The organism is Pseudomonas sp. UBA6562 (assembly GCF_002434265.1).
Lineage (GTDB): Bacteria > Pseudomonadota > Gammaproteobacteria > Pseudomonadales > Pseudomonadaceae > Aquipseudomonas.
Genome location: NZ_DJJS01000007.1, coordinates 298442 through 323691 on the forward strand (window position 1 = coordinate 298442; position 25250 = coordinate 323691).

Below are 25250 nucleotides of genomic sequence, written 5' to 3' on the forward strand. Positions count from 1 at the left end.
GCCATGAATAAACCTGCACTGATCAGCGCCGTCGCCGCGCTGCTGGCCGTTCCCGGCGCCTTCGCCGCGCCCGCTCCCGGCAGCGTGCCGTTCGACGCCACCGCCAAGCCCGCAGCGGATGCAAAACTGCACGCCAGCTTGCCCGAAGCGATCCAGAAACGCGGCTACATCGTCGCTGGCACCAACCCCAACACGCCGCCGACCACCTTCTACCAGGCCGACAACAAGACCCTCGCCGGCCGTGAGATCGACATCATCAGCGCCGTGGCCGACCGCCTGGGCGTGCAACTGCAACTCAAGGACACCGGCGGCTTCGACAACATCATTCCGGGGCTCAAGTCCGGCCGTTACGACGCTGCCCTGGCGAACATCGACGCCAACGCCAAGCGTCTGGAGCAGGTGGACTTCGTCGGCTATTACAACGCCTCCAAGCTGGCGCTGATCGGCCGTGCCGACGCCAACCTCGGGCCGTTCGACAGCCTCGACGCCCTGTGCGGCCAGACGGTCGGCGCCGGTGCCGGCACCTCCCAGGTGACGCGCCTGCAACAGGCCAGCGAGGCCTGTGTGGCCGCTGGCAAGAAAGCCATCAACGTACCGATCTTCCCGGACCGCCCAGCCGGCGTGCAGGCCGTGATCAGCAGCCGCGTACCGATGTTCTTCGGCCCGTACGAGGGCCTGCGCTACCAGGCCAGCCACGTCAAGGCGCTGGCCATGGCCGGCGAGATCACCATCGAAGACACCATCGTGTCCATCGCACTGCCCAAGCAGTCGCCGCTGGGTAAACCGATCCAGGCCGCGCTCAACTCGCTGATCGCCGACGGCACCTACCAGCAGATCCTCGACAAGTGGGAAATCGGCTTCGGTGCGGTCAAGTCGGCCGGCCTCAACGAAGAAAACATCCAATGAAGCCAGGGTTCGACGCCGACGGCGCCGGCCTGCGCATCGTCGCCAATCGCCATTGGGGGCGTTGGGCCAGTGCCGCGGTGGTGATCGCGGTGCTGGGCCTGGTGCTGCATTCGATGCTCGACAACCCCCGCTTCGAGTGGGACGTGGTGGCCGCCAACCTCACCGAAGCGTCGATCCTCGACGGTGTGCTGATGACCATCAAGCTCACCCTGATTTCGGTGGTGTTTGGTTTTGCCGGCGGAACGCTGTTGGCCCTGATGCGCCTGTCGTCCAACCCGGTGCTGGTGGCGGTGAGCTGGGGCTATACCTGGTTCTTCCGTGCGGTGCCGATGTTGGTGCAGTTGTTCCTCTGGTACAACATCGCTGCCCTCTACCCACGCCTGGCGCTGAGCCTGCCGTGGGTAGGCGAGGTGTGGAGTGCGGCCACCAACGAGGTCATCAGCCCGTTCAGCGCAGCGGTGTTGGCCTTGGTGATCCACCAGTCGGCCTATGCCGCCGAGATCATTCGCGCCGGTATCCAGAGCGTGGGCGTTGGGCAACTGGAGGCGGCCAAGGCACTGGGGTATCGCCCCGGGCAGATCTTCCGCCAGACCGTCCTGCCCCAGGCCATGCGCACCATCCTGCCACCGGCCGGTAACGAGGTGATCGGCCAGCTGAAAACCACGGCCGTGGTCTCGGTGATCGCCTTGCAGGACGTGCTGTACTCGGCGCAGATCATCTACCAGCGCACCTATGAAGTGATTCCGCTGCTGCTGGTGGCCACTGCCTGGTACCTGTTGATGACCTCCGTGCTGTCGGTGCTGCAACACTTCATCGAAGTGCGTTTCAGCCGCGGCAACACCCAGAGCCGGCGCAACTGGCTGGGCCGTAGCGTCACCCGCCAGGAGTCCGAAGCATGAGCGAGTCGATTCACCTGCGCGGGGTGCGCAAACAGTTTTCCGGCAACACGGTGCTCAAGGACATCGACCTCGACATCGCGGCCGGTTCGGTGACGGTGATCCTCGGGCCTTCGGGCTCGGGCAAATCGACCCTGCTGCGCTGCATCAACCATCTGGAGAAGCTCGACGGCGGCACTATCCACGTCGGGGAGACCTTGATCGGCTACATGCGCAAAGGGCACACGTTGCACGAACTGCCGGAAAAGCGCGTGGCTGCGCAGCGCCAACGCATCGGCATGGTGTTCCAGCAGTTCAACCTGTTCCCGCACCGCACGGTGTTGCAGAACATCGTCGATGCGCCGCTGCGCATCCTCGGGCAAAAACGCAGCGATGTGCAGGCGCGGGCCATGGCCTTGCTGGAACAGGTGGGCCTGGCCCACCGCGCCGATGCCTGGCCGCGCGAGCTTTCCGGCGGGCAGCAGCAGCGCGTGGCGATCGCCCGTGCCCTGGCCATGCAGCCGCAGGTGTTGCTGTTCGACGAGCCGACCTCGGCGCTGGACCCGGAACTGGTGGGCGAAGTGCTGCAGGTGATGAAGCAGCTGGCGCACTCGGGCATCACCATGGTGGTGGTGACCCATGAGATCGGTTTTGCCCGCGAAGTGGCGGACAACATCGTGTTCATGGACCAGGGAAAGATCGTCGAGCAGGGCGACGCCCGTTCGTTGCTGGATGACCCGCAGCACCCGCGCTTTCGCGAGTTCCTCGCCAGCGTGCTGTAGGGACGGCCGGCCCCGCCTAAGGAGCCGGTCATTTCTCACGATTGCGCTCAAGAGTCCACGGGCCTTACCGATAACCGGATAGGCCCTTTTTCTTGTCGCATGGAACGCGATCCCCGTCGGATACCCTTTCCATGTCGATACGCAGTTTGAACATCGCCCCTCGCGCCCTGTTGGGCTTTGCCTTCGTCGGTCTGCTGATGCTGGGGCTGGGGATCTTCTCTCTGGTGCAGATGGGCGAGATCCGCCAGGCCGGGCTCAGAATCGAATCGGTCAGCATCCCCAGCATCAAGGCGCTCAACGAACTGACCAGCGTCAACCAGCGCCTGCGTACCCTCGGCTACACCCTGCTCAGCAACCGCGACCCGCAGGCGCAGGCCGACACCCTGGCGCGCATGGACGAGCGCCACGCCCAGGCCGACAAGGCCCAGCAGGCCTACCAGGCCTTGGTGGAGGCGCCGAACGAACAGGTGATCTTCGACCATTTTGGCAAGCTGCTGGGTGAGTACCGGCAACTGGAAAGCCGTGCCCGCGACCTCAGCCGCAACGATCGTCTTGACGAGCTGCGCACGCTGCTCAACGGCGACATGCTGCACAATTCCGAGGCCATCAACCAGGTGATGGACGAGCTGGTGCAGTTCAACACGCAGATGAGCCGGCAGAGCAACGCCGCCGCAGAAAATAGCTACCAATCGGCCATCGAGCTGGTGGTCGGTCTATTGATCTTCGCGACCTTGCTGACCTTCGCCTTTGCCTTCCTGCTCACCCGCAGCATCGTCAAACCGGTCGAGAACGCCTTGCGCACCGCCGAATGGATCGCCTCCGGCGACCTGACCCACCCCATCGACGCCAGCGGCACCGACGAGGCTGCGCGCCTGCTGCAAGCCATGGCGACCATGCAGGCACAGCTGCGCGACACCGTGCAGCAGATCGCCGGTTCCGCCACGCAGTTGTCGTCGGCCGCCGAAGAGCTCAACAGCGTCACCGACGAAAGCGCCCGGGGCCTGGCCCAGCAGAACGCCGAGATCCAGCAGGCCGCTACGGCCGTGACGGAAATGAGCAGCGCCGTGGAAGAGGTGGCGCGTAATGCCGTGAGCACCTCGCAGGCGTCGGCCGATGCCAACCGCACGGCCGGCGACGGGCGCGACCTGGTGCTGGAAACCGTCAGCGCCATCGAGCGCATGAGCGGCGATGTGCAGGCCACCGGGCAACTGGTCGAGGAACTGGCCGGACAGTCGCGCGACATCGGCAAGGTGCTGGACGTGATCCGCGGCCTGGCCGACCAGACCAACCTGCTGGCGCTCAACGCGGCCATCGAGGCGGCGCGGGCGGGCGAAGCCGGGCGCGGTTTTGCCGTGGTGGCCGACGAGGTACGGGCGCTGGCGCACCGCACGCAGCAGTCGACCAGCGACATCGAACGAATGATCGGCAGCATCCAGGGTGGTACCGAGCAGGCTGTGGAGTCGATGCGCACCAGCACCGAACGCGCCGAATCGACCTTGAACATGGCCCGCGGCGCGGGCCTGGCGCTGGACACCATCGCCACCGCCGTCTCGCAGATCAACGAGCGCAACCTGGTGATCGCCAGCGCCGCCGAAGAGCAGGCCCAGGTCGCGCGCGAGGTTGACCGCAACCTGGTGAACATCAACGACCTGTCGGTGCAGAGCGCCACGGGCGCGCACCAGACCAGCATGGCCAGTGCGGAGTTGTCGCGCTTGGCGGTGGATTTGAATGGGTTGGTGGGCAAGTTCAGGACGTGAGTGGGCAGGCGCGGATTGGCTCGGGCCAGAACGGCGAACCTGACCTTAGCCTGGTCGGCATGCATTCACGGGGGGCGTCTACCACTCGATCGGCGTGTCGTCCCAGGCCCAGAAGCTGCCGCTGTCGGCAGGCCCATGCCGGGCGATCACCTGCAACAGGCGGTCTGCGGTGTAGGCTGGGGTGAACAGTCGTTCGGCCGGCACGTTCGCCTGGAACGGCTGGGACAACGCCGTGTCGGTCGTGCCTGGGTGCAATGAAAGCACCGTAGCCTGCGGATTCAGGCGCTTGAGCTCGATGCTGGCGCTGCGCAACAACTGGTTCAGCGCCGCTTTGCTGGCCCGGTAGCTGTACCAGCCACCCAGATGGTTGTCGCCAACGGAGCCGACCCGCGCCGACAGCGCTGCGACAGTCGTCGGTTGCTTGCGCAACAGGGGCAGCAGGTGCTTGAGCAGCAGAATCGGCGCAAACGCGTTGCTGGCAAAGCTGGCTTGCAGCCCGGCCAAGTCCAACTGCGCCAGGGATTTTTCCGCCCTGGCGCCTTGCTGGTGCAGGATGCCCAGCGTGCATACCACAAGATTCGGCGCCGCGTGTTGGGTGCTTAGCACGGTGGCCAGTTCGGCCAACGCTTGCTCATCGCGCGCATCGCAGTCGAGGCGTTGCAGTTTCGTGCCGTGGCGGACGCTTAGCTGCGCCAGATCGGCGTTGCCGGCCGCTGTACGCGCGACTGCCCATACCCGCCGCACATCGTCGCGGTCAAGCAGGGCGCGGCACAGCGCAAGGCCGATGCCCTGGCTGGCGCCGACGATCACCACTTCGGCAGGACCGTTCAGGTCAGGAATCAGGCTCATGGTCGGTCCTCGTTCGAAAGCAGCGCCGCTGGCAGGCGCCGGGGCGGTGTAGCGTGAGGCCCGCGCTAGCCGCAATCGTTCCCGCAGGATTCCCCAAGCGCCGCGCTTTGCGGCATGCTGCACGCCCGCCTGTCATGATTCGACACACCTCCATGTCCGTTTTCTATCTCAAGCTGTTGATCACACCCATGCTGATGCTGGGCATTTCCCTGGCCGGCAAGCGCTGGGGCACACAACTGGGCGGCCTGCTGTCCGGCCTGCCGCTGACCTCGGCGCTGGTGATGCTGTTCATCGGCCTGGAACAAGGCCCGGCCTTCGCCCTGCAAGCGGTGCCCGGCGCGTTGGCGGGATTGGCGGCAGTTCAGGCGACGTACCTGTGCTATTTCCTCATCACCCGGCGCTGCGCGGCCTGGCTGGCGTGCTGCGTGTCGTTGCCGTTCTACGGTGTCGGCGCCTGGTGCATGAGCCAGCTGGGCGGCCTGGCGTTGCCCGTGGCGGTCACCGTGGCGATGTTGGTCGCCAATCTCGTCGCCACCCGGCCCCATCCAAGCCTCGGCAGTGCCCGTCTGGTGCCGACGCCACGCTGGGTGATCCCCATGCGCATGGCCACCGCCACCTTGCTGCTGCTCGCCATCACCACCAGCGCCGAGCGGCTGGGGCCGGTGGCGAGCGGGGTGCTGGCGCCGATTCCGGTGATCGCCTGGCCATTGATGGTGTTCGCCCATGTGCAGGGCGGGCGTTTCGAACTGGCGACCATCGTGCGCGGCAATGCCATTGGCGCCGTGGGGGTGATCGGCTTCTATCTGGCGATGCATGCCACGATCATGGCGTGGGGCACAGGGCCGGCCATCGCGGCTGCGGTGGTGTTGGCGGTGGTGAGTACCTTTGCGCTGGCGCGGGTGGTGAACCGACGTTGACTGGCGTCGAGGCGCAGCAGCGGCCGCTCGTGCAGGGCAAACTTCGCGTCGCGCCGCCTGCCTGTGTGGGTCGATGCCTCGTACAGCGCAGGTTCAATGCAGCACCTGACTCAAGAACAGTCGCCCCCGCTCACTCTGCGGGCGCTCGAAGAACGCCTTGGGCGTCGCCTGCTCGACCACCGCGCCCTGGTCCATGAACACCACCCGATGCGCCACGGTGCGGGCAAAGCCCATCTCGTGGGTCACGCAGACCATGGTCATGCCGTCTTCGGCCAAACCGACCATGGTGTCGAGCACTTCCTTGACCATTTCCGGATCCAGCGCCGACGTCGGTTCGTCGAACAGCATGATCTTGGGCTGCATGCACAACGCCCGGGCGATGGCCACGCGTTGCTGCTGGCCGCCCGAGAGTTGCCCGGGGTATTTGTGGGCCTGTTCGGGAATGCGCACCCGTTCCAGGTAATGCATCGCCAGAGCTTGCGCTTCCCGGCGCGGCATCTTGCGCGCCCAGACCGGGGCAAGGGTGCAGTTCTGCAGGATGGTCAGATGCGGAAACAGGTTGAAATGCTGGAACACCATGCCGACCTCGCGGCGGATGGCTTCGACCTGCCGGGCGTCTTGGGTCAGCTCGACGCCGCCGACGACGATGCGGCCCTCCTGGTGCTCCTCAAGCCGGTTCAGGCAGCGGAGGGTGGTCGATTTACCCGAGCCGGACGGGCCGCACAGCACGATGCGTTCGCCCTGCTGCACGCTGAGGTTGATGTTCTTGAGCACCTGGAAGTCGCCATACCACTTGTTGACGTTTTCCATCTGGATCATGGGTTGTGGCTGCAGAGTATTGCGGATCGCTTCGCTCATTTCGAACTCCTTGCCGTTCGCTCAGTGCAGGACGCTGTCCAGGAACTGCCGGGTGCGGGGCTGCTTCGGTGCGCCGAAGATCTCGGACGGCGGGCCGCTTTCGACGACCCTGCCGGCGTCGAAGAACACCACGCGGTCGGCCACTTCGCGGGCGAATCCCATTTCGTGGGTGACGACGATCATGGTCATGCCTTCGGCCGCCAGGCCCTTCATCACGTTCAGCACGTCGCCGACGGTTTCCGGGTCGAGGGCGGAGGTGGGTTCGTCGAACAGCATCAGTTTGGGTCTCATCGCCAAGGCGCGCACGATCGCCACCCGCTGTTGCTGGCCGCCAGACAGCGCTGCCGGATAATGCTCGGCCTTATGTCGCAGGCCGACGCGCTCGAGCAGGGCGAGGGCATGGGCCTGGGCTTGCGCCTGGGTCGCGCGCTTGAGCTTGACCGGGGCGAGGGTCATGTTGGCCAGCACCGTCATGTGCGGGAACAAGGTGTAGTCCTGGAACACCATGCCCACGTCCTCGCGCAGCCTGGCCAGGGCCTTGCGGTCACCCGCATCGGCCTGGTCGCCGTCGCCGATCACCACGCTCCCTTTGGAGGGCGGTTCCAGGCTGTTCAGGCAGCGGATGAAGGTGGACTTGCCCGAGCCGCTGGGGCCGATGATGACCACCACTTCGCCTTGGCGAACGTCCATATCCACACCCTTGACCACCTCGTGCGTGCCGAACCGCTTATGCAGGTCGCGAACCGTCAGGATCGTGCTCATAGGCCCGCCCGCGCCCGGGTCAGGGCTTGCAGGTTGAGGTCGGCCGCGCTCATGCGCTCGCGGCGTTGCCGATTGCCCGTGCGCTCGGCATCCAGGCGCTCGCTGGCGCGCGCCAGGCTTGGCAGCAGGGCGCCGAGCGAGGGGCCGCCTGCGGAACTGCGGCCCTGCACGTTGCAGACCGGGTCGAGGCACTCGCGCACGTGCTGCTCCGGCAGGTGCAAGGCATGGCCCAGTTGTTCGAGGGCGCAGGCATCGACCATCTGCGTGGTGATCCGGTGGGCCGGCAGGCCCTGGTCCATGGCCATGCGCACCACGCCGCCGACCACATGGTGGGCCTCGCGGAACGACAGGTCGACGTCGCGCACCATCAGGTCGGCCAAGCCGGTGGCGGTGGAGAAGTCTTCGCCGGCGCGACGGGCTGCCAGGTCGACGTTGGGGGTGGCGGTGCGCAGCACCAGGTCCAGCAGTTTCAAGCAGCGCAGGCTTTCTTCGGCCGCCTCCCAGAAGCCGCGGGTGCCTTCGCGGTTGCCGTCGCCGGTGTGGGAGAAGTGGGTGCCCTTGATGGTCACGCTCGCGCCCATCAACAGGCCGACGATATGCCCGCTGCGGCCCTTGAGGTACTCCAGCACGGTGGGGTTCTTCTTCTGCGGCATGATGCTGGAGGTGGCGGCGACGCTGTCGGGGAAGTCGATGAGGTTGAACTCATGGGTGCTCCAGACGAAGTAGTCCTGCGCGACGCGGCTCCAGAACACCGCCAGGTTGCTCAGGTGCGACAGGCTCTCGAGGAGGAAGTCGCGCGAGCCGATGGCGTCCAGGGCGTTGTCCAGGTAGCCGTCGAAGCCCAGCAGTTCGGCGGTGCGCGCGCGGTCGATATCGAACGGTGTGCCGGCGAACGCGGCGGCGCCGAGCGGGCACTGGTTCATCGACTCCAGCGTCTGGATCAGGCGCTTGCTGTCGCGCTCCAGCGCTTGCTCCACCGCACTCAGGTAATAGCCGTAGGTGATCGGTTGCGCCGGTTGCAGGTGGGTGTAGCCGGGCATCACCACTTCGGCGTAGGTCTGGGCGCCGCGTAGGGCCGTGGCGCGCACCGTCGCCAGCTCGTCGATCAGGTCCATCAACAGGTCGCGGCAGCGCAGGCGGTCGAGGGTGGCGAGGATGTCGTTGCGGCTGCGGCCGGTGTGCAGGCGCCCGCCGATGTCGGCGCCGATGTGCTCGATCAGGTGCGCTTCGTAGTTGAAATAGGCGTCCTCGCGGGAAGGATCGAGCTCGACCGCCTCCGGCCCGGCCTGCTCCATGTCCAGCACACCCTTGGCCAGCACGCTGGCATGTTCGCCACGGATCAGGCCCTGTTCGGCGAGCATCAGGATGTGCGCCTTGTTGACATTGCCCAGGTTGGCGAAGCCGCTGGCGAAGCCTTCCAGGCGTGGGCGATAGATGTACTCGTTCACCTCGGGCGCAGTGCTTTCTTTCAGGCGCCGACTGACTTTGGATGCTTGCATTCTGGAACCTCTCCAAGGGAAGGACGTGCCGCCGGGCGACCCAGACGACGTTCGAGATAACGGCTGAGCCAGGTCAGTGCGGAGCAGATGACGAAGTACACCAGCAACACCACGCCGTAGACGGCGAAGGCCGGGCTGACGCCGGTCATGACGGTTTCGCGTTCGATGATGATCTGGCCGACCTTGAGGAACTCCCCAACGCCTACCAGTGCGCCCAAGGAGGTGGCTTGCACCAGGATCGTCAGCAGCCCGGTGTAGGCCGGCAGAATGGCCTTCATCGACTGCGGCACGATCACGTGCAGGTAGATCTGCCAAGGGCGCAGGCCCAGGGCCCAGGCGCTTTTCCACTGGTGCACGGACACCGATTCCAACCCGCCGCGGACGATTTCGATACCGTTGGCGCTGCCCCACAGGGTCAGGCCCACGACGACGGCGGCGAAGGGGCTCAGGTCCACGCCGAACATCGGCGCGCCGAAGAAGATGAAGAACACGTTGACGATCAGCGGAATCGAGCGGAACAGCTCGACATAGGCGTGGATCGCCCACCCCAGCAGGCGGTGCTTGACCGTGGCCAACACGCCGAGCACGGCCGAGATCAGCGTGGTGAACAACAGCACCACCAGCGCCAGATACAGGGTCATCAACAAGCCTTTGCACACGAAGCTCCAGTTTTCGAGAATGAAGTTCATAGGTGCCTCATTGCCTGAAAGGACGTTGCAGGTGGGCGGACAGCCGCGCAGTCAACAGCGCCAGGGCACCGACCAGCACCAGGTACATGACGCAGATGGCGCTGAACATCTCGATGGCGCGAAAGTCCGTGGCGATGCGGTCCACGGCGACGAAGGTCAACTCCGCCAGGCCGATGGCCTGCAGGTAGGACGAGTTCTTCAACAGCGAAATCGCGGTGTTGAGCATCGCCGGCAGGCTGGTGCGGAACGCGATCGGCAGGGCGATCAGGGCGAAGTACTGCAGCGGTTTGAGGCTCAGCGCCAGGCTCGCCTCGCGCATGCCACGCTCCACGGTGGCCAGCCCGCCACGGATGTTCTCGATCTGGTAGGCCCCGGCCCACAGCGACAGGCACACCACCCCCGACCAGAACAACGACAGCCCCAAACCGATGGCCGGCAGGCCGTAGAAGATGAAGAACAGCTGCACCAGGATCGGCGTGTTGCGGATCAACTCCACATACAGCGCCACGACCTGCGACAGCACCGGGATTCGCATGACGCGCACCGCGCCGCCCAGCACGCCGATCAGCAGCGAACAGAGGATGGCCAGCGCCGTGACGCGCAGGGTCATGAGCACGCCGTCGAGCAGGGCCGGCCATTGCTCGATCAGGTAATGGATGTCGAAATCCATGGCGGCGGCCGGTCAGAGCGTTTCGGCAGGTTTGGCCTGCTCGAACACACTGATGTAGTAGCCCTGGATGTTCTCGGGCACGAACTGCTCGACCCAGCCCCGATACAGGTGCTCTTGGCGCATGCGCAGGACCGCTGCGCTGAGGAAGTCGCGCCATTGCGCTTCGTTCTTGCGCACGCCGATGGCCGCATCGGAGATCTGGAACGGCTCGCCGATCAGCCGCGCGTCCTTGTCGTTGTCGGCGACCACCACCAAGGTGGCGGCGTCATGGGTGTAGGCGTCGGCACGGCCCTGGCGGAAGGCTTGCAGCGCGTCGGCGGCGCTGTTCATGCGCAGGGTCTTGACGTCGGGCATGTGGTCCTCGAACCACTTGGCCTGCACCGAGCCCTTGAGCGTGGCGAGGGTCTTGCCTTTGAGGTCGGCGATTTTTTGTGCAGGGCTGGCTTTCTTCACCACCACGTCGCTGGCACCCCAGCGGTAGGGCGTGGTGAAGTCGATCACCCGCTGGCGTTCCGGGGTGACGCCCAGGGTGGCGATCAGGAAGTCGACCTTGCGGCCCAGCAGCTGCGGCACGCGATTTTCAGCCGTTACGCAGGTGAAGCTGACCTTGTCCTTGGAGCCCAGGGCCCACAGGGAAATCTGCTTGGCCATTTCCACTTCCACGCCGGCGAATTCGCCCTTGTTGTCTTGATAGCCGTAGGGGGGTTGGTCGCAACGCACGCCGGCCCGGATCTGGCCTGCCTCTTTGATGGCTGTGGGCACGGGCGGCAGGTCGGCGGCTTGCACGGTGCACACCGCGGCCAACGGCATGCACGACAGGGCCAATGCAGCGCTTAGTTTCTTATACGAGAACGACATGATGCCTCCTGATTACCGGTCTGCACCGCGCCAGTGGATCGGGGCGATGCGTGAGTACAAGGGCAGAGCTGAAATGAAGCTGGAGCACCGGTTTTTGTTCGTGTTGTGGCCGGTATGCGCTCGAGGGTATCGCGCCGCGTCGGGGCAGACGTCGATGTAGTGATAGTTATAAAATCTGTGCGTCATGCAATCAAATGACAATACAACAACCCGTCATGCAGAAATGATATGGCCATCAATTTCAAGCAGATCGAAACCTTCCGTGCAGTCATGCTCTGCGGCTCGATGACGGCAGCGGCGCAGGCGCTGCACACCTCGCAGCCCAACGTCAGCCGCCTGATCGCCCAACTGGAACGGGCCAATGGCTTCAAGTTGTTCGAAAGGGTAGGCGGGCGACTGGTCCCCACCGACGAGGGTGCGCAGTTCTTCGCCGACGTGGAGCGCGCCTTCATCGGGCTGCACAGCCTGGAAACCTCCGCCCAGCACCTTAAGCGCGGCGGCACTGGGCGTCTGCGCATCGGCGCGGTGCCCTCGCTGACCCATGGCTTGCTGCCGGCGATCATCCAGCGCTTTCGCCAGCAGAACCCGAACGTGCACATCTCCATCCACACCAACGACTCGCCGAACGTGGCGCATTGGGCGGCCACGCGCTTCTGCGACGTCTGCCTGGTGTCCTATGTGGCCGAGGACATGGCGGGTGTGCGTTCGCAGATCATCTGTGACGTGCCTGGCGTGTGCATTTTCCCCAAGGGCCACCGGCTCGGTGCGCTGCAGGTCGTGACCCCTGCGGACTTGAAGGGCGAGGCGTTCATCTCGCTATCGCACACCGACGGCGCCCGCACGCGGCTCGATCGGCTGTTCGCCGACGAAGACCCCCGCGTGCTCAACCTGGACGCGACCCATGCCGCCACCGTGTGCTCGCTGGTCGGGCTTGGCTTGGGGGTAAGCGTGGTCAGCCCGCTGGTGGCCGCCGAGTACTTGCACACCGCCATCGACCTGCGGCCGTTCGCGCCAGAGTTGCGTTTCTATACGTACTTGCTGCTGCCTTCCGACCGGCCCGAGAACGTGTTGACCCAACGGTTTCGGGTGCTGGCCGAGGCGATGCTGAGGGAAGCGGCGCAAGGCGAGCCATTGGGGCAGGGTAAGGGCTGAGATCGAAGGCGCTCCAGAGGAGCGCTCGGCACCTAACGCCGAGCATTCGCAAAGACGACGGCCTGCCTCTCGCGGGCGAAGGGGTTTAAGCGGCCGGTACCGTAGGTTGGCACCCGTGGTGCGGCTGGTGGTGCTGGATCAGAAAGTCCACGAACACCCGCACCCTGGCCGGCATCGCCGCGCCGCCCACGAACACGGCGTGGATCGGCTCCAAGTCGCCAGGATTGAAGTCCTCCAGCAACGGCATCAAACGCCCACTGGCCAAGTCGTCGGCCACCGAGAAACGGCCGATGCGCGCAATGCCGGCACCCAGCCGGGCGAACTGCGCCAATGCCTCGCCGCTGCTGCAGGCGATATTGCCGGCGATCTTCAGGCTGAAGGCCTCGCCGTTGCGGCGAAACGGCCAATCGGGCGCGGCGCGGCGGAAGTTGAAACGCAAGCAATTGTGCGTGGCCAAGTCTTCCGGCCGCTGGGGGGTGCCGCAGCGCGACAGGTAATCGGGCGAGGCGACGATGACCTGGCCGGTGGCGCCGATCTGCCGGGCGCTCAACGAGCTGTCGGGCAGCAGGCCGAAGCGTATCGCCACGTCGGCCTGGCCCCCGAGAATGTCGACCACTTCGTCGCCCAGGGCCAGGTCCACCGTCACCTGGGGGTAGCGGGCGCTGAACGCTGCGACCAGCGGCACCACGCTCAAGCGGCCATGCCCGAGCGCCGCGCTGACCCGTAGCCGACCGCGTGGCACGCCCTGGTCTGTGATCGCCTCTTCGACTTCCAGCAAATCCGCCAGAATGCGCCGCGCCCCGCGCAAGTAAGCCTCGCCTTCCGGCGTCAGGGTGATGGCCCGCGTGGTGCGCAACAGTAGCCGCGTGCCCAAGCGCTGCTCGGTCCGCGCCACGATCCGGCTGACCGCCGATGGGGTAAGGCCCAAGGCCCGTGCGGCGGCGGAAAAGCTCCCCGCTTCGGCCACGCGCGCGAACACCTCCATCTCACCCGAGCGTCCGTTGACCTCCATCTGTGCCTCCCAAGCAAAAGTCTTTGGCCAAGGCGCCGTCTAGTGCGGCGCGGCGAGGGATCGTAGCATTCGCCGCATAGATAAGGAGCTATTTCCATGCGCATCAACCCCCCTTTACTCGCCCTGGCCCTGGGTGCCTTCGGCATCGGCGTCAGCGAATTCGCCCCCATGGGCATGTTGCCCGGCATCGCCACCGACCTGGGCGTGACCATTCCGGCGGCCGGCATGCTGGTCAGCGCCTATGCCTTGGGCGTGCTGGTCGCCGCGCCTTTGATGACCCTGGCCACTGCGCGGCTGGGCCGTCGTCAGTTGCTGATCGGGCTGATGGCGATCTTCACCCTGGGCAACCTCATGTCGGCCCTGGCCGACGGCTACTTCACCCTGCTCGCCGCACGTCTGGTCACCTCGATGAACCACGGCGCGTTCTTCGGCATCGGCGCCATCGTCGCCGCCAGTGTGGTGCCGGCGGACAAACGTGCCGGCGCCGTCGCGGCGATGTTCATGGGCCTTACGCTGGCCACCATCGGCGGCGTACCGCTAGCCACTTGGTTCGGCGAGCTGCTGGGCTGGCGCGCCTCGTTCTGGGGCATCGCCGGGCTGGGTCTGGTGGCGATGACGGCCTTGTGGTTCGCGCTGCCGTCGCTGCCGGCGCCGGCTGGCGTGGGGGTCAGAACGGAGCTGCGCGTGCTGGGCAAACCCGAGGTATTGGCCGCCCTGGCGCTGACCGTGGTGGGTTCGAGCGCGATGTTCACGGTATTCACTTACATCGCGCCGATCCTGCAGGTCGAGGCGGGCGCGTCGACGGCCTTCGTCACGGCGATGCTGGTGCTGTTCGGCATCGGTCTGACCCTGGGCAACCTGTGGGGCGGCAAGGCGGCGGACCGCTCCATCGACCGCACCCTGATCGTTTCGCTGGTGGTGTTGATCGGGGTATTGCTGGTGTTGCCGGCGCTGCTGGACTGGTCGGTGCCGACCGCCATCGCCGTGGTGGTCTGGGGCGCGGCCAGCTTCGCCCTGGTGCCGCCGTTGCAGATGCGTGTGATGGAAGCGGCCAAGGACGCGCCCAACCTGGCTTCGGCGGTGAACATCGGCGCGTTCAACTTGGGCAACGCCGTTGGCGCCGCTGTGGGGGGCGGGGTGATTCAGGCAGGCTTTGGGTATGCCGCGCTGCCGGCAGCCGGTGCGGCGATGGCGGGCGTCGGCTTGCTGATGGTGCTGGTCTTCGCGCGGCGGCAACGGGCGCGTGCGTTGCGCGGCGCTCAGACGTTGGATGCCTCCGCCTGCTCGTGAGGCGTTTGACTCAGACCTGTCGAAGCGCCAGCCGCCGCGCTGCGTAGCGGGCAGGTCAAGGTGAGGCTGTGGCGCAGGGCATCGCGCAGTTGCCCCAGCGCCACGAGACGTTCCTCGATCACCCCTAGCTTTTCTTCCAGCAGCAGCGCCACGGCCCGATCTGGGCCGTCGGCCTGCCACAGGTGGCCGACGTTGCTGCCGATTTCGCCCAGGCTGAAGCCCAAGCGCTGGGCGTTGCGGATGAAATCCATCAATTGCACCGTTTGCGCGGGATAGTCGCGGTAGCCGTTGGCCAACCGCTGCGACCGGATCAGCCCGCGTTCTTCGTAGAAGCGCAAGGTATCCCGGCTTACGCCACAGGCCTGCGCCAGTTCGCCGATACGCATCGAAACGTCCTTGTAGGGGGTTGACCTTGGAGCATACCCCAGGCTTTAGCCTGCCGGCTTCATTGATCGAGGAGGCGTGGGTATGTGGAGCGAACAGGGTTATCTGAGACTGGTGCGGGCCAGTGGCGTTTACGATCTGCTGGTGACGCTGGCGTTCGCCACGCCATGGACGTTCGTGCTGCTCCATGGGCAATTGCTGGCGCTGCACCAAGCACTTGGCCTAGCGGGCGAGATGCCGACGTTCGGGCCGTTGCACATGCTGATGGCGAACCTGATGGGGTCGATCGTTTGCGTGTGGGCCTGGTTGCGTATCCGTCACCCGCAGCGGCGGTTCGGACGCTATGACGCGGCGGGGCGGGTGTTGTTCGCGTGCTGGCAGGGGTATGCGCTGGGGCAAGGGGCAACGCAGCTGGTGTGGGGAGTGTTGGTGCTGGAGATGGTGTGGGCGGTGTTGCAGTGGTGGCCGGTGAAAAAGAATGCTAGGGCCGTTGCCATGGCCTGACAGTAGGGGGAAGCGTTTGGATTTTGCGGAAGTTTCCCAGGTAAGGCGTGGAGAGTTGCCAATACCCATACGCTCAATTATCGTGCGCCCTCCTGGGTACCGCTGACATACGGTTTTTGGTGGGGCATTCGGTATAAATGCCCGCCTGAGGCTTCGCTATGTCGCATCGCACGTTCTGGTCAATCGCACTGTTGGCGGTCACGGCCATCTGGGGTTGGAGCTTCGTCGCCAAGCATGATCTATTAGCCAGCATGGCCGCCTCCACGCTGAACGCCTGGATGTTCACCTTGGCGGCGCTGGCGCTTCTGCCGTTTTCAATCCGCTCATTGCGCACCTTGCGAAGCCGCGACTGGCTGGGCGCTGTGTTTGCAGGTGTAGTGCTCTTCGCTGCATTTTCGTTGCAAACCTCAGGAACCGCCCTTACCACGCCTTCGAACGCTGGGTTCATCACAGGCTTGTGCACTGTTTTCACGCCGCTGTTCGTTTTTCTCATCGGCAGGGGGCGGCCCAGTCTCAAGCAAACGGTGGGAACGGCCATCGCCATGGTCGGCCTGGGTCTACTGAGCCTGGACAGGTTTGCCGTGCACCAGGGTGATCTGCTGATTCTGGGCTGTGCCGCGTGTTTCGCGGTGCATATCGTGGTCGTTTCGACCTTCACCACCCCTGGCGTTGCGATGGCCTCGGCTGCCATTCAGTTGGGTGTCGTCGGTGTGGCCTCCCTGATCTGGAGCTTGGGCACCCAGCAGTTTTCCCTGCCCAGTACGCTGCCTTCGACGCTCACCATTCTGACCCTGGCGCTGTTGGCGACTGCCTTGGCCTACGCGATTCAAAACCGCGCCCAAGCAGTGTTGGCGCCGGAGAAGGTGGCGCTGATCCTTATCTGCGAGCCGGTCTTCAGCGGGGTGTTCGGTTATTTTCTCGCTGGCGATCGCTTACCTCCTGAACGGCTGGCGGGGGCGGGTTTGATTCTGCTGGGGCTTGCCGTTACGGAGCTTCGCATCGGGCGTTTGGCTTATTGCTCGTGGCGTCGTTCTTGAGTTTGCCTGGCAGGCGATACCCCATCTTTTAGTGCACCCCTGTGCCCTGACCAGCCACAGGATTTGGTTCTGTCATCGATGTACGTCCGCTTAATTGTTGGCTTGGATAGGAATAGGCAACGCTCCAAGACGAACCGGCATAGGGGGTCGTGTTTTCGATAGCTACCATGGCCTCGTCCCTACTGACTGGAGTCGCCATGAACAGCAGAAAAACCCTCTTCATCACCGGTGTGAGCAGCGGCTTCGGCCACGCGCTGGCGCAAGAAGCGCTCGCAGCGGGCTATCGGGTCATCGGCACGGTGCGCAGTGATGCCGCCTTGCAAGCTTTCGAGGCGCTCTGCGCGGAGCGTGCCCATGGGGTGGTGCTGGACGTCACCGACTTCGCTCGGATCGACAGTGTAGTGGCGGCCGTCGAAGCGACCCACGGTCCGGTCGACGTGCTGGTCAACAACGCCGGCTACGGCCACGAAGGCGTCCTCGAAGAGTCGCCACTGGAGGAAATGCGTCGCCAGTTCGACGTCAACGTGTTCGGCGCGGTCGCGGTGATCAAAGCGTTTCTGCCTTATTTTCGCGAGCGGCGCGCGGGTCGTATTCTGAATGTCACGTCCATGGGCGGCACCATCACGATGCCGGGTATCGCGTACTACTGCGGTAGCAAGTTTGCCCTCGAAGGGATCTCCGATACGCTGAGCAAAGAATTGCTGCCTTTCAACATCTTCGTGACCGCCGTGGCGCCTGGCTCGTTTCGCACCGATTGGGCCGGTCGTTCGATGCAGCGCACCCCACGCAGCATCGCTGACTACGACGCCAGTTTCGACTCGGTACGCAAGGCCCGCGAAGAAAAGAGCGGCAAGCAGCTCGGCGACCCACGCAAAGCGGCGCTGGCGATGTTGCAGGTCATCGCCAGTCCGACGCCACCGGCGCACCTATTGTTGGGCAGTGACGCCCTGGGGCTGGTGCGTGACAAGCTGAGTCACGCGGCCAAGGAGATCGACCAATGGGAAGCGCTGACCCTGAGCACCGACGGTTGAGCGAACAGCAGAGAGGACATCGATGAATCAGGCCGATCCCAGCACCTCGCGCATGGTGCACCTGATGGAAGCGCTTGCGCCGGTCGAGGGCTACAACCTCAGCGCGTTGGAAGATGTCCGCTTTTTGCGTTCGAATCGGCCCTTGACGCGCACCCCGGTGCTGTATGACCCCGGTATCGTGATCCTGTGCCAGGGACGCAAGCGTGGTTATCTGGGCGACGACGTGTATGTCTATGACGCCCAGCACTACCTGGTGGTGTCGGTGCCCGTGCCTTTCACCATGGAGACCGACGCCAGCGAGGCGCGGCCCATGCTGGCGGTCTACATGCGCCTCGACTTACAGGTCGCCAGCGAGTTGATCCTGCAAATGGACGAACTGCTCGGGCCGAACGATGCCCAGCCCAAAGGCATGTACGCCTCGCCGATGGACGACTCGCTGCGCGCTTCGACGTTGCGCTTTCTCGAGGCGATGAGCGACCCGGCCGCAGCGCACATACTTGGGCCGTCGCTGGTGCGGGAGATCTACTACCGCATCCTGACGGGCGAGCAGGGCGGTTCGATGCGCGCCGCGCTCGATCGCCAGGGGCACTTCGGCAAGATCACGCGGGCGATCCGCAAGATCCACAGCTGCTACCAGGAGCGCCTGGATGTGCAGTCCCTTGCCCAGGAAGCGAACATGAGCGTGCCCAGCTTCCACCTGCACTTTCGCAGCGTGACGGACGCGTCGCCCATGCAATACCTGAAGTCGACGCGCTTGCATCAGGCGCGACTCCTGATGCTGCGCAATGCGATGAGCGCTTCCACAGCGGCATTCAAGGTGGGCTACGAAAGCGCCTCGCAATTCAGCCGCGAATTCAAACGGTTCTTTGGCCGCACGCCCCAGGCGGAGGTCGAGTGGATGAAGGCGACCTATGCACTGCCTGCGCCGTCCACGCCCTCCGTGTATGTCTCTTCACATTAGCGCTGAGCCGCGATCCGCTGAGCATGCGGCGAACGCGGCTTGCGAGCTCCAGCACCGAGGGCGATGTTCACGGAGTTACATCCAGGCGCGAGCTTCGCCACTTGGCCAACAGCCACCCCCCTTGGTTTTTGAAGTCGGCATCGAGGCGTGTCAGGGATCGAATTCGGTCCAAAAGGAAGTGCCTGAAGTCCCCGCGCGTTTCACACCACGCCGCCAGGATTTCCATATCCTCGAAATAGCCAATTCCCAGCGGCCAAACGGTACGCTCCGTTTCGACGGCTGTTTTGCTCACATAGACCAAACGCACTTTCTTCTCCAGGCGTATGGCATCGCGCAAGCACCTGGCATCGAATCCATAGGCATCTCGGGATTGAGCGGATGCCGCGAACAACGGCGTCTTGAACAACCCATCAGCAACGGCTGATGGCAACACCGCTTCTGCCTTGGACAATACGCCAAGGGCGGCTTGAGCCAGCGACGTGTCAGGTTGCCGTGCCACCCAACGCATGCCGAGCATCAAGGCATCGAGCTCTTGCTCATTGAACATCAGCGGTGGCAGCACGAAGCCTGGACGGAGCGTATAGCCGATGCCGGCCTCACCCCGAATGTCGGCGCCTTGCGCCTGCAACGTGGCGATATCGCGATACACCGTGCGCAAACTGACCGACATTTCCTCCGCGAGCCGCTGGCCCGTCACGGGATGGCGGCTCGCGCGCAGGATTTGCAGAAGGGAAAGCAGTCGTTGAGTGCGGGTCATGCGTCGATGCTGACATTTTTTGTCAGTAGCGTCGAATAGCATCGGGTTTTCACCACGCGAGGATATTTCCATGGCAAGCCCGAACTTGTTCCTGCTGTACGTAAAAGACCCTCAGCAAAGCGGCGCCTTTTATGAAAGGTTGCTCGACCGAAAACCGCAGTCGGCATTTCCCAGTTATGTGTCTTTCCTACTCGATGGGGGAACGGCTTTGGGTCTCTGGTCGACCGATGCCAAAGATTACAAAAGCGGCGGCAGCGGCCACCGTAGCGAAGTGGCTTTTCTGGTGGAGACGGAAAGGCAGGTGGAAGATCTGCATCGAAAGTGGGCGGCTGAAGGCGTGCATATCGAGCAATCGCTTCACCGCGCAGTGTTTGGACTGACATTTGTGGCCCTCGATCCGGATGGCCATCGACTACGAGTTTGCATGCCTGATTGATCGGGTTCTCGGCAGAGGCTCGAGCACTGGCCATGCCTCGTTTCCCTGGCGCGTGCGTGAACGTACAGAAATGACGCACATAAAAGCTATGCGTCAGTTTTCGCTCAGCTGTGTGTTCGCTGGGCCTCTACTTATGGATTGGACTGAAACGAGCGTTGTCCCGTCTCGAGCCCTATACCAAATGATCCAGCAGCAATCGCCGTACATTTTCCACTAGCGCAGACTCCTCTTTACGCGGAGGGAGTAGCAGGAACTTGGCTTGCGCCAACGCAGGCAAACCAGCCCTATAAGGCTCGACGCCAAGTGGTATGGCACTAGCGTTGAGACACGCAATGCCAAGTCCTGCTCTCAATGCCGATTGCAACCCCGCCACCCCTGAGGTCGAGTAGACGATCTCATAGCCGACACGGCCGCGTTCCAGCACCTGGCAACTGTATTCCGACAAGCCGCAATCGTTGATCGCAAGCAGAGGCAGCGGCCGCCCAGGTTCTGGAGTCCAGCCGGCAGCGGCTACCCATTGCAGGGGTTCCCGCCTCACTTCAAGAGCGTTGGAGGGTGACGCGCGCTCGTTGAAATGCATGGCCAAGCCAATGTCGAAGGAGTCATTGGCCTGATCGATATCCAGGCTCTTGGTCGTCACCACATGGAGCCGCAGCCGCGGATGGCATTCGCGCAGTTTTTTCAGCAGCCCAGCCATGTCGTCTGGGCGAAAGTAATCGGTGATCGCCAGGCGTATCTCGCCTTCGAAGTGTGTGCCTCGAACATCGTACAGCGCCCGCTCGCCTAACGTGAGGAACTGCCTGGCATGGCGTAAGAGTCGTTCGCCCGCAGGGGTAGGGCAGACGCCTTGCTTACCTCGGATGAGTAAAACGACTCCGATGGCATCTTCCAGTTTGCGCAGCTGCTCGCTGATGGCGGACGTCGAGCGACACAGGGCTGGAGCGGCCGCCGAGATACTGCCTGCGTCACAGACCGACACGTAGACGTGGAGCTGGGCTAGATCGAAGTGATACATGCAGGTTCCGGATAAGCAGGAAGATAAGCGCTGATTTTTCCGCTTTTTAGGAGGATGTTCAAAGGCTAAGTTACCGGCACTTCACTTTCGAGGAATACTGAAATGCCTGGTATAAGCCTGACGTTGTCCGGAACGCCCAATGCTGGCCTGGCGGCGCAACTCAGCCACGAGCTGACTGAACTGACAGCACGCGTGTTGGGCAAGCAGCCCTCGCAGACGATGGTGATCGTTCGCTTCGTCGACCCTGGTTTGTGGTTCATCGACAGCGAATCGCTCGAGTGTTTGGGGCGCAACAGCTTTCGCCTGGAGATCACGATCACCGACGAGACGACCACGCTGGCGCAGAAACGGCGCTATCAGAGGGAGTCGTTCGATTTGCTTAGCGAACGCATCGGCAATGTGCATCCGCATTCGAGCGTGCACATTTTGGACGTGCGCGCTACGGCTTATGGCTATGGTGGGGTGCCGCAGGCGGCGAAGCTGTGGGGTGAAACGAGATGAGCGGAGGACTTTCATATCGGGCAAAGAAGGATCGATAAGCCAACGCATCCACAGGCACTTATGGGTTTCTGTATCTCTGTCTTCCACCCTGCGTACAGCTTCATCCAACGTGTGAAAACATAAGGTGCAGCGCCCATTCTGCATTCAGGTACCACATGAAGATCGCCGGTTTTCGCGGGGCCGCCCTCGGCCATGCCTGGCCTTCGTATCAGCACTTTTCAGACAGGGCCTAGGCATCACCCATACTGCGTCTGGGCACATAATCATCGAAGAGCCTGGGATTCACAGGCTTACACATCGGGCGTTTGCGTTGTGGATTCGATAAGGTGCTTGAGTTTCTTGCCGACTGCCGGTGTCGCGATCAATTTGGCCAATGCGTTTTCGAGAGAAACTCGATCCTCACAAAAAACCTCGGAGTCCGGAAATTCTATGCGGCATGGATAGCCGCTGTCTGATACTTTCCATCTGGCCAACTCTTCCTGATGTTCGGGCTGCACAGGATTGAATGCGGTAAGCGCTTCGTAACGCGTGCCGTCAAACGCGTCTTCGATCTGGAATGTGAATCTGTTGATAGGTTCGTTCTGTTGCGTGATTTCGATTTTTATTTTTCCACTACTGGCAATTTCAACTTCATCGCTGAGTTGACTGATGACAGAACCTATTTCTTCGAGGTTCCTGGCCGCCAGGTCCGCTGCGTGAATGCCTTGATTGAATGATTCGATGAATTTAGCCACGTTCAGTATTCCTTTTCACTCTGCCATAGACTGGCAAATGATCAAACTTGAATTCAGGATGCGTTATCAGTTCCATGAGCGGTGCAGGCCCATAAACCAAACCACTGTCCTCTCTGTAGGCCCATCTGCTCGAAGTGAGAAAAGCTTGAGAATAAATTATTTGATCGAACGTGCGCCACTTCGTGAGGGTGCCTCCCGCGTGAAAGTAGCTTCCGGCGCTTGAATGGGTTCCAGGTTGGCTGCACAGGTGACCCCAGAAAGGGTTGGAAAAGCAGCGTGCGCTTTCGTCGGACCAATTCTACGTCGCGGCTCGCTAGCACCTGATCGCTGAGCGATTGAGCGAAGGGCTCGTCATTGTAATCGCCTAGCATGATAACGTAGGGACATTCCTTATAGTGGGCGAACAGCTCTTCGACTGAGTCCCTCAATCTCAATCCATAGGTCTGGCGGTCTGCGTGATTTTTGGGACACCACATTCGACTAGGCCAATGCGACACGAATATATGAAATACCGTGCCATCGACGAGGCTTGCAATTTCTACCCTTTTGGCAATTTTGAGCGTGGATTCGCTTTTGGTGGAAACAATGTCGGTCGTACGGATTACATCGATCTTGGCCGTGTTCACAAGATAGCAGGTATCGAAGCGCGATCTGCCTGCTCTTGTAAACCCTGGGTACACACGGTATGAGAATTCCGCGCAGACTTGCGAGATATGTGCCAGGTCTTATTCCGATATCTCGCCTAGGGCAATAAAGTCAGCTTGAACAATCGTAATTAATTCGATGACGATTCGGCAAGCTATCAGTCTTTCAGTGGCAGTGGATCTGGTTATGGCTGCAGGCGCTAAGCTGGTATTCCACCAAGAAAATACAAGATCATGTTCAGAAGGCACGGAGGTATGATCCCTGGTAAGCCGGTCATGGGTGCGTGGTATGTTTCTTGAGGAACGAGCTTACTCCCCTTAATGTCGCCTGTGAATGTATGCCCAAAACCGTATTTCATTACCAAAGATTTTTTATCGCTTGGAAAAAAGCGGCTAAACTCGCGCTTGCGCTTCCAGTCAGGCGAACCGGACAGGAAAGGCTTTTCGAATTGTGTATTTTTTTACGCGGCGCGCGAAATATTCTTATGCGTATAAGTCTTCATCGTCGTGTTTAGGAAACATCTTACGCAACCAGTACTGGTGCATCTGGGACCCATATGTGTCCCTGACATTCAGACCATACCGGCTGTTGAAAACATTAGCAGTCGATAAGACAGTTGTACGCAGCAATCCTTGGCACCTGGCGGCCCCCATTTCCGGTCTTTCCACCTTGCGCACCGCTGTCGTCCCACCGTGGTGGAGCTTTCGCGCTATTGGAACGCTCGCAAGAGCCGTTCTACAGCGGCCGTTTCGACAGATCCTTCGGTCCCGTTCAACGCATACACAGCACAACACGCTGACGCATCACCGATCTGCGCGCGGTAAACGGCAAATGTGCTGCCTGGTCCTTGACCCGTATGCCCGCACAGCGTGATACCACCATCGATCGAACCCTGCATCACACCGAGCCCATAGCCGGCCGTAAACCACGGACGTCCGGCGATGGGGCCTCCCGACATCCGTGCCGTACGCATTTCCCCAATGAGCGTTGGAGGGAGAAAGTCACCGGCGAGAAGTCGCTCCAGGCAAAGCGCGGCTTGCGACAGGGGCCCGATAAGTAAGCCGTGGTAGACCCAGGCCGGGTCATAGTCCGGGGTGGCGCCGAGAGGGCTGCTTCGCATGTCTTCACGCGTTCTCGCGAAGCGAACGCTTTGTAGCCCCAATGGTGCCAGAGTGCGGCGATCCACGGCTTCATCGAGTGTCAGTGCTGTCAGACGCTCGATCAGCCGGCCCACCCGCCAGCAGCCGACATTGGAATAGCGCCAACCTGTTCCAGGGTCGTACCTGAGCCTGGTACCGTCCAAGCGCTGCATCATGTCCTCGACCGGCCACGCGGACTCGCCGTTCGCGACAGCGGCATGGTAGGCCGGGAGCTCGCCGTAATCGGCGAATCCTGCCTCGTGCCTTAGCAACTGCCGCAAGGTGAAAGGCTCATCGGGTACGTGGTCGTCCAAGCCGATCAACCCGTCTCGCACGAGCGACAGCGCCGTTGCCGCCAGGACCGTTTTCGTGAAACTCCACCACGGTACGGTTGGCTCCGCTTGATCGGGTGCATGCAGTCGGCCATTGGAGACGAGCGAATAGAGCATTGGATTGTCGTGATAGGGCAGTAGAAGCCGACAAGATAACTCACCTCCAATGCATCTACATTTCCTACGTTAAGCTGGGCACATTCCTACGCCGGCCTGCTGTTCATCACCAGTCCTAGGAAATACCCTACGCAATCTGTCGACTCCCGTCTGATTGCCCACGGAACCCTTGCCCCCTAGGCTCTCTCGGTCGCTGAAGCGTTCAGCGGCCGGGTGTGGAAACCCGATCAGCATGGTTGCCGTCGTTATGATAGCTGTACGTGGGAGGCCTTTGAGCCTGCCGGGTTCACCATGCTCCGGTCTTTCCACCCTGCGTACAGCTGTCACCCCACTGTGTGGAAGCAAAAGGGTGGCACTCGGATCTGCATGGTGCCAAATGAAAAAGATTGTTCCTGATCCCCCTTATTTTCTTGTTCTCATCCGTCCGCGGGATAGAAGTCTCTGCATCTCAAGCCTGCAGCTCGAGAGGTATAGCGATGAATACTGATCAAACTTTCCGTCCCGACTTGGACAAACTCTCATCTTCGAAAACAACCACAGCAATCTTCCCTTCGTTCCGCCTCGCCTCCAGTCTGCCCATCACCTGCGCGCACGAACACGCGTCCATCCTCCTGGGCTACATCACCCATCTGGTGGAGCAGGGCGATCTCGAAGACGACCACAAGCTGCTGGGCGCCGCGACCTATTTGAGCGCGTTGGCCAAAACCCTCCTGGATGACGTCGAATTGACCGAGCTGCCTGCGCTTTAGCACTAGCACACGTCGAGTCGGGTCAACGATGC

Annotated in this window: 28 protein-coding genes and 1 pseudogene; 15 read left to right on the forward strand and 14 right to left on the reverse strand. The window is 62.6% G+C overall.

The window, feature by feature from the left end:
* The first annotated feature begins 3 nt into the window (after positions 1 to 3).
* The 5 genes and pseudogenes from B4M43_RS13555 to B4M43_RS21160 all read left to right on the forward strand — a co-directional run bounded on the left by B4M43_RS13555 (position 4) and on the right by B4M43_RS21160 (position 4320).
* Positions 4 to 906, forward strand: coding sequence for an ABC transporter substrate-binding protein (locus B4M43_RS13555; RefSeq protein ID WP_296267890.1), 903 nt, complete (start codon positions 4 to 6; stop codon positions 904 to 906).
* On the forward strand, positions 903 to 1805 hold the full coding sequence (locus B4M43_RS13560; RefSeq protein WP_296267892.1) for an amino acid ABC transporter permease: 903 nt from the start codon (positions 903 to 905) through the stop codon (positions 1803 to 1805). The genes B4M43_RS13555 and B4M43_RS13560 overlap by 4 nt, the downstream gene beginning before the upstream one ends.
* The gene (locus B4M43_RS13565) at positions 1802 to 2563 is read left to right on the forward strand and encodes an amino acid ABC transporter ATP-binding protein (protein ID WP_296267893.1); all 762 of its coding nucleotides are present in this window, start codon (positions 1802 to 1804) and stop codon (positions 2561 to 2563) included. Before B4M43_RS13560 ends, B4M43_RS13565 begins: the two co-directional genes overlap by 4 nt.
* A gap of 131 nt (positions 2564 to 2694) precedes the next feature.
* Positions 2695 to 3465, forward strand: a pseudogene (locus B4M43_RS21155) (MCP four helix bundle domain-containing protein); the annotation flags it as partial.
* A complete protein-coding gene (locus tag B4M43_RS21160) occupies positions 3457 to 4320 on the forward strand; it encodes a methyl-accepting chemotaxis protein (RefSeq protein ID WP_414707853.1) in 864 nt (287 codons plus the stop codon). The pseudogene B4M43_RS21155 and the gene B4M43_RS21160, both read left to right, overlap by 9 nt.
* 78 nt (positions 4321 to 4398) lie before the next feature.
* On the opposite strand, the gene B4M43_RS13575 is transcribed toward B4M43_RS21160, so the two are convergent.
* Positions 4399 to 5169 carry an SDR family NAD(P)-dependent oxidoreductase gene (locus B4M43_RS13575; RefSeq protein WP_296267898.1) on the reverse strand — a complete coding sequence of 257 codons (771 nt, stop codon included), beginning with the start codon at positions 5167 to 5169 and terminating at the stop codon, positions 4399 to 4401.
* A 152-nt stretch (positions 5170 to 5321) separates the two neighbouring features.
* On the opposite strand from B4M43_RS13575, the gene B4M43_RS13580 reads away from it, so the two are divergent.
* A complete protein-coding gene (locus tag B4M43_RS13580) occupies positions 5322 to 6086 on the forward strand; it encodes a hypothetical protein (protein ID WP_296267900.1) in 765 nt (254 codons plus the stop codon).
* Positions 6087 to 6179: 93 nt separating this feature from the next.
* On the opposite strand, the gene B4M43_RS13585 is transcribed toward B4M43_RS13580, so the two are convergent.
* Genes B4M43_RS13585 through B4M43_RS13610 form a run of 6 tightly spaced genes read right to left on the reverse strand, consistent with a single transcriptional unit; the run spans position 6180 to position 11422 of the window.
* Positions 6180 to 6944, reverse strand: a complete 765-nt coding sequence (locus B4M43_RS13585; RefSeq protein ID WP_296267902.1) for an amino acid ABC transporter ATP-binding protein — start codon at positions 6942 to 6944, stop codon at positions 6180 to 6182.
* Positions 6945 to 6965: 21 nt separating this feature from the next.
* Positions 6966 to 7706: an amino acid ABC transporter ATP-binding protein gene (locus tag B4M43_RS13590; protein ID WP_296267904.1), complete on the reverse strand. Its 741-nt coding sequence runs from the start codon at positions 7704 to 7706 to the stop codon at positions 6966 to 6968.
* Complete coding sequence (gene argH / locus B4M43_RS13595) at positions 7703 to 9205, reverse strand: argininosuccinate lyase (protein ID WP_296267906.1); 1503 nt, start codon at positions 9203 to 9205, stop codon at positions 7703 to 7705. The genes B4M43_RS13590 and argH overlap by 4 nt, the downstream gene beginning before the upstream one ends.
* Complete coding sequence (locus B4M43_RS13600) at positions 9175 to 9894, reverse strand: amino acid ABC transporter permease (protein WP_296267908.1); 720 nt, start codon at positions 9892 to 9894, stop codon at positions 9175 to 9177. The genes argH and B4M43_RS13600 overlap by 31 nt, the downstream gene beginning before the upstream one ends.
* A 7-nt stretch (positions 9895 to 9901) precedes the next feature.
* On the reverse strand, positions 9902 to 10564 hold the full coding sequence (locus tag B4M43_RS13605; RefSeq protein ID WP_296267910.1) for an amino acid ABC transporter permease: 663 nt from the start codon (positions 10562 to 10564) through the stop codon (positions 9902 to 9904).
* A 12-nt stretch (positions 10565 to 10576) separates the two neighbouring features.
* Positions 10577 to 11422: a transporter substrate-binding domain-containing protein gene (locus B4M43_RS13610; RefSeq protein WP_296267912.1), complete on the reverse strand. Its 846-nt coding sequence runs from the start codon at positions 11420 to 11422 to the stop codon at positions 10577 to 10579.
* Between the two features lie 228 nt (positions 11423 to 11650).
* On the opposite strand from B4M43_RS13610, the gene B4M43_RS13615 reads away from it, so the two are divergent.
* The gene (locus B4M43_RS13615) at positions 11651 to 12574 is read left to right on the forward strand and encodes a LysR substrate-binding domain-containing protein (RefSeq protein ID WP_349681648.1); all 924 of its coding nucleotides are present in this window, start codon (positions 11651 to 11653) and stop codon (positions 12572 to 12574) included.
* An 85-nt stretch (positions 12575 to 12659) separates the two neighbouring features.
* Here the strand turns inward: B4M43_RS13615 and B4M43_RS13620 are convergent, their stop codons facing one another.
* A complete protein-coding gene (locus B4M43_RS13620) occupies positions 12660 to 13586 on the reverse strand; it encodes a LysR family transcriptional regulator (protein WP_296267914.1) in 927 nt (308 codons plus the stop codon).
* A gap of 96 nt (positions 13587 to 13682) precedes the next feature.
* On the opposite strand from B4M43_RS13620, the gene B4M43_RS13625 reads away from it, so the two are divergent.
* On the forward strand, positions 13683 to 14876 hold the full coding sequence (locus tag B4M43_RS13625; RefSeq protein WP_296267916.1) for an MFS transporter: 1194 nt from the start codon (positions 13683 to 13685) through the stop codon (positions 14874 to 14876).
* Here the strand turns inward: B4M43_RS13625 and B4M43_RS13630 are convergent.
* Entirely contained in the window at positions 14846 to 15262 is a 417-nt protein-coding gene (locus B4M43_RS13630) for a MerR family transcriptional regulator (RefSeq protein ID WP_296267918.1), read from the reverse strand. The genes B4M43_RS13625 and B4M43_RS13630 overlap by 31 nt on opposite strands.
* An 82-nt stretch (positions 15263 to 15344) precedes the next feature.
* Between B4M43_RS13630 and B4M43_RS13635 the strand changes: the two genes are divergently transcribed.
* The 4 genes from B4M43_RS13635 (at position 15345) to B4M43_RS13650 (ending at position 18793) form a co-directional block, all read left to right on the forward strand.
* Positions 15345 to 15764 (forward strand): hypothetical protein, encoded by a 420-nt coding sequence (locus B4M43_RS13635; protein WP_296267920.1) that lies wholly within the window; start codon positions 15345 to 15347, stop codon positions 15762 to 15764.
* A 158-nt stretch (positions 15765 to 15922) separates the two neighbouring features.
* On the forward strand, positions 15923 to 16801 hold the full coding sequence (locus tag B4M43_RS13640; protein WP_296267922.1) for a DMT family transporter: 879 nt from the start codon (positions 15923 to 15925) through the stop codon (positions 16799 to 16801).
* A 197-nt stretch (positions 16802 to 16998) separates the two neighbouring features.
* Entirely contained in the window at positions 16999 to 17832 is an 834-nt protein-coding gene (locus tag B4M43_RS13645; protein WP_296267923.1) for an oxidoreductase, read from the forward strand.
* A 22-nt stretch (positions 17833 to 17854) separates the two neighbouring features.
* A complete protein-coding gene (locus B4M43_RS13650) occupies positions 17855 to 18793 on the forward strand; it encodes an AraC family transcriptional regulator (RefSeq protein WP_296267925.1) in 939 nt (312 codons plus the stop codon).
* A 67-nt stretch (positions 18794 to 18860) separates the two neighbouring features.
* Here the strand turns inward: B4M43_RS13650 and B4M43_RS13655 are convergent, their stop codons facing one another.
* Positions 18861 to 19550, reverse strand: coding sequence for a helix-turn-helix transcriptional regulator (locus B4M43_RS13655; RefSeq protein ID WP_296267928.1), 690 nt, complete (start codon positions 19548 to 19550; stop codon positions 18861 to 18863).
* A gap of 70 nt (positions 19551 to 19620) precedes the next feature.
* Between B4M43_RS13655 and B4M43_RS13660 the strand changes: the two genes are divergently transcribed.
* On the forward strand, positions 19621 to 19986 hold the full coding sequence (locus B4M43_RS13660; protein WP_296267929.1) for a VOC family protein: 366 nt from the start codon (positions 19621 to 19623) through the stop codon (positions 19984 to 19986).
* A gap of 172 nt (positions 19987 to 20158) precedes the next feature.
* On the opposite strand, the gene B4M43_RS13665 is transcribed toward B4M43_RS13660, so the two are convergent.
* Complete coding sequence (locus B4M43_RS13665) at positions 20159 to 21001, reverse strand: LysR family transcriptional regulator (RefSeq protein WP_296267931.1); 843 nt, start codon at positions 20999 to 21001, stop codon at positions 20159 to 20161.
* A gap of 102 nt (positions 21002 to 21103) precedes the next feature.
* On the opposite strand from B4M43_RS13665, the gene B4M43_RS13670 reads away from it, so the two are divergent.
* Positions 21104 to 21502 carry a tautomerase family protein gene (locus tag B4M43_RS13670; RefSeq protein WP_296267933.1) on the forward strand — a complete coding sequence of 133 codons (399 nt, stop codon included), beginning with the start codon at positions 21104 to 21106 and terminating at the stop codon, positions 21500 to 21502.
* Between the two features lie 290 nt (positions 21503 to 21792).
* Here the strand turns inward: B4M43_RS13670 and B4M43_RS13675 are convergent, their stop codons facing one another.
* The 3 genes from B4M43_RS13675 to B4M43_RS13680 form a co-directional block, all read right to left on the reverse strand.
* Entirely contained in the window at positions 21793 to 22236 is a 444-nt protein-coding gene (locus B4M43_RS13675) for a hypothetical protein (protein WP_296267934.1), read from the reverse strand.
* 53 nt (positions 22237 to 22289) lie between these two features.
* The gene (locus B4M43_RS21165) at positions 22290 to 22916 is read right to left on the reverse strand and encodes a hypothetical protein (protein ID WP_414707841.1); all 627 of its coding nucleotides are present in this window, start codon (positions 22914 to 22916) and stop codon (positions 22290 to 22292) included.
* A 674-nt stretch (positions 22917 to 23590) separates the two neighbouring features.
* Complete coding sequence (locus B4M43_RS13680; RefSeq protein WP_296267936.1) at positions 23591 to 24469, reverse strand: serine hydrolase domain-containing protein; 879 nt, start codon at positions 24467 to 24469, stop codon at positions 23591 to 23593.
* A gap of 476 nt (positions 24470 to 24945) precedes the next feature.
* On the opposite strand from B4M43_RS13680, the gene B4M43_RS13685 reads away from it, so the two are divergent.
* Entirely contained in the window at positions 24946 to 25218 is a 273-nt protein-coding gene (locus B4M43_RS13685) for a DUF3077 domain-containing protein (RefSeq protein WP_296267938.1), read from the forward strand.
* Positions 25219 to 25250: the final 32 nt, after the last annotated feature.

Coding starts and splice junctions, on each gene's coding strand:
- B4M43_RS13555 (WP_296267890.1), top strand. CDS start 4: ATGAATAAACCTGCACTGATCAGCGCCGTCGCCGCGCTGCTGGCCGTT.
- B4M43_RS13560 (WP_296267892.1), top strand. CDS start 903: ATGAAGCCAGGGTTCGACGCCGACGGCGCCGGCCTGCGCATCGTCGCC.
- B4M43_RS13565 (WP_296267893.1), top strand. CDS start 1,802: ATGAGCGAGTCGATTCACCTGCGCGGGGTGCGCAAACAGTTTTCCGGC.
- B4M43_RS21160 (WP_414707853.1), top strand. CDS start 3,457: ATGCAGGCACAGCTGCGCGACACCGTGCAGCAGATCGCCGGTTCCGCC.
- B4M43_RS13575 (WP_296267898.1), bottom strand. CDS start 5,169: ATGAGCCTGATTCCTGACCTGAACGGTCCTGCCGAAGTGGTGATCGTC.
- B4M43_RS13580 (WP_296267900.1), top strand. CDS start 5,322: ATGTCCGTTTTCTATCTCAAGCTGTTGATCACACCCATGCTGATGCTG.
- B4M43_RS13585 (WP_296267902.1), bottom strand. CDS start 6,944: ATGAGCGAAGCGATCCGCAATACTCTGCAGCCACAACCCATGATCCAG.
- B4M43_RS13590 (WP_296267904.1), bottom strand. CDS start 7,706: ATGAGCACGATCCTGACGGTTCGCGACCTGCATAAGCGGTTCGGCACG.
- argH (WP_296267906.1), bottom strand. CDS start 9,205: ATGCAAGCATCCAAAGTCAGTCGGCGCCTGAAAGAAAGCACTGCGCCC.
- B4M43_RS13600 (WP_296267908.1), bottom strand. CDS start 9,894: ATGAACTTCATTCTCGAAAACTGGAGCTTCGTGTGCAAAGGCTTGTTG.
- B4M43_RS13605 (WP_296267910.1), bottom strand. CDS start 10,564: ATGGATTTCGACATCCATTACCTGATCGAGCAATGGCCGGCCCTGCTC.
- B4M43_RS13610 (WP_296267912.1), bottom strand. CDS start 11,422: ATGTCGTTCTCGTATAAGAAACTAAGCGCTGCATTGGCCCTGTCGTGC.
- B4M43_RS13615 (WP_349681648.1), top strand. CDS start 11,651: ATGGCCATCAATTTCAAGCAGATCGAAACCTTCCGTGCAGTCATGCTC.
- B4M43_RS13620 (WP_296267914.1), bottom strand. CDS start 13,586: ATGGAGGTCAACGGACGCTCGGGTGAGATGGAGGTGTTCGCGCGCGTG.
- B4M43_RS13625 (WP_296267916.1), top strand. CDS start 13,683: ATGCGCATCAACCCCCCTTTACTCGCCCTGGCCCTGGGTGCCTTCGGC.
- B4M43_RS13630 (WP_296267918.1), bottom strand. CDS start 15,262: ATGCGTATCGGCGAACTGGCGCAGGCCTGTGGCGTAAGCCGGGATACC.
- B4M43_RS13635 (WP_296267920.1), top strand. CDS start 15,345: ATGTGGAGCGAACAGGGTTATCTGAGACTGGTGCGGGCCAGTGGCGTT.
- B4M43_RS13640 (WP_296267922.1), top strand. CDS start 15,923: ATGTCGCATCGCACGTTCTGGTCAATCGCACTGTTGGCGGTCACGGCC.
- B4M43_RS13645 (WP_296267923.1), top strand. CDS start 16,999: ATGAACAGCAGAAAAACCCTCTTCATCACCGGTGTGAGCAGCGGCTTC.
- B4M43_RS13650 (WP_296267925.1), top strand. CDS start 17,855: ATGAATCAGGCCGATCCCAGCACCTCGCGCATGGTGCACCTGATGGAA.
- B4M43_RS13655 (WP_296267928.1), bottom strand. CDS start 19,550: ATGACCCGCACTCAACGACTGCTTTCCCTTCTGCAAATCCTGCGCGCG.
- B4M43_RS13660 (WP_296267929.1), top strand. CDS start 19,621: ATGGCAAGCCCGAACTTGTTCCTGCTGTACGTAAAAGACCCTCAGCAA.
- B4M43_RS13665 (WP_296267931.1), bottom strand. CDS start 21,001: ATGTATCACTTCGATCTAGCCCAGCTCCACGTCTACGTGTCGGTCTGT.
- B4M43_RS13670 (WP_296267933.1), top strand. CDS start 21,104: ATGCCTGGTATAAGCCTGACGTTGTCCGGAACGCCCAATGCTGGCCTG.
- B4M43_RS13680 (WP_296267936.1), bottom strand. CDS start 24,469: ATGCTCTATTCGCTCGTCTCCAATGGCCGACTGCATGCACCCGATCAA.
- B4M43_RS13685 (WP_296267938.1), top strand. CDS start 24,946: ATGAATACTGATCAAACTTTCCGTCCCGACTTGGACAAACTCTCATCT.